The sequence below is a fragment of the Micromonospora maritima genome (genome assembly GCF_902825405.1).
Classification (GTDB): Bacteria; Actinomycetota; Actinomycetes; order Mycobacteriales; family Micromonosporaceae; genus Micromonospora; species Micromonospora maritima.
This window is the reverse complement of sequence record NZ_CADEAU010000856.1, coordinates 1-1,330: the sequence shown is the minus strand read 5'-3', so window position 1 is coordinate 1,330 and position 1,330 is coordinate 1. Positions and strand designations below refer to the sequence as shown.

The 1,330-nt window shown below is 77.5% G+C and carries 1 protein-coding gene and 1 pseudogene; one reads left to right on the top strand and one right to left on the bottom strand.

Annotation, left to right across the window (positions count from 1 at the left end; translation table 11 throughout):
- Positions 1–687 (top strand): annotated as a pseudogene (locus HUW36_RS33015) (hypothetical protein); the annotation flags it as partial.
- A 9-nt stretch (positions 688–696) separates the two neighbouring features.
- On the opposite strand, the gene HUW36_RS33010 reads toward HUW36_RS33015, so the two are convergent.
- Positions 697–1,330, bottom strand: a 634-nt coding sequence (locus HUW36_RS33010) for a DUF6069 family protein (RefSeq protein ID WP_246248443.1), incomplete at its 5' end; no start/stop codon positions are given.

Below are 1,330 nucleotides of genomic sequence, written 5' to 3'. Positions count from 1 at the left end.
GGCGCGGTCGCGGTGGCCGCCCTGCTGGCCGTGGTCTGCTGGTGGCAGCCGCCGGTGGTCACCGCCGACGTGCGCAGCGCCGGCGACCCGACCGCCGATCCGGCCTACTTCGCGCCGCTGCGCGCCGAGCTGGACCGGCGCGGGCTCACCGGTCGGGTGGAGGTGCCGCCGACGCGCAACTACTGGGAGGCCGCCCGCCTCGGTGAGGTGCCGCTGGCCCGGGGCTGGCTGCGGCAGGCCGACATCGACCGCAATCCGCTGTTCTTCACCACCGTCCCCGGCGCCGCCGGCACCGGCGTCCCGTTGACCCCCGACTCCTACCGGGCCTGGCTGGCCGACAACGCGGTGCAGTACGTGGCGGTGCCGGACGTCGAGCTGTCCTGGGTGGGGCGGCCGGAGGCGGAGCTGGTGACCGCGGGCCAGCCGTACCTGACCGAGGTCTGGTCGGGCCGGCACTGGCGGCTGTACGCGGTGGCGGACCCCACCCCGCTGGTGGGCGCGCCCGGCGAGTTGGTCCGGCAGGACGGCGCCTCGGTCACGTTCCGCGCCCCCGGGCCGGGCCCGGTCCCGGTCCGGGTCCGGCACGACCGCTGGTCGACAGTCACCGGCGGCGCGACGCTCGCCGCCGACGACGGGTGGACCGTGGTGACGGTCCCCCGCGCCGGCACGTACACGCTCGGCAGCTGACCGGGGTCGTCACCGGGCGCGCAGGAAGCGCACCAGGGTCGGGATCATCACCGCCGCCGCGACGAGGTGCAACCCGACCAGCGCGGCGACGGTGGCGGCGTCCGCCCCGACCAGGAACGGCGGGACCAGCGAGATCGCGGTCAGCGTTCCGGCCGTCCACCCGAACCGGGCGGCGGGGTGGGCGCTCCACCGCAGCAGGGCGGCGGCGAGGACCACGCCGACGATCGAGAAGAAGCCGGTCACCACGGCGAACCCGCCCAGCGGGATCCTCTCGCCGCCGTCGGGGATCGCGAAGTCGACGCCGAGCGCGCGGGCGAGCGCGGCGGCGAGCGTGGTGACCACCGCCGCCGCGAGCGCGGCGAGCAGGCCGGTGCCGGCGAGCCGGCGGAAGCGGTGGCCGGTCCGGGTCGCCGCCGGGCCGGCGCCCACCGAGGTGTCGTTGCCGATCGTCATGTCGTTCCTCCGGGGTACGTCGTCGGGGGTGAGGATGCGCACCGTCGCGGTGCGCCGGTCGGGGTTGCGCAGGGCCCGTACGCCGGTGCCGCGCAGCCAGAACGCGGCGTCTCGGCCGAGGACCGGCCCGGGTGCGCCGTCGCGCAGCTCCAGCTGCACCCGGCCGCGGGCGACCACGGCGAACGCGTCG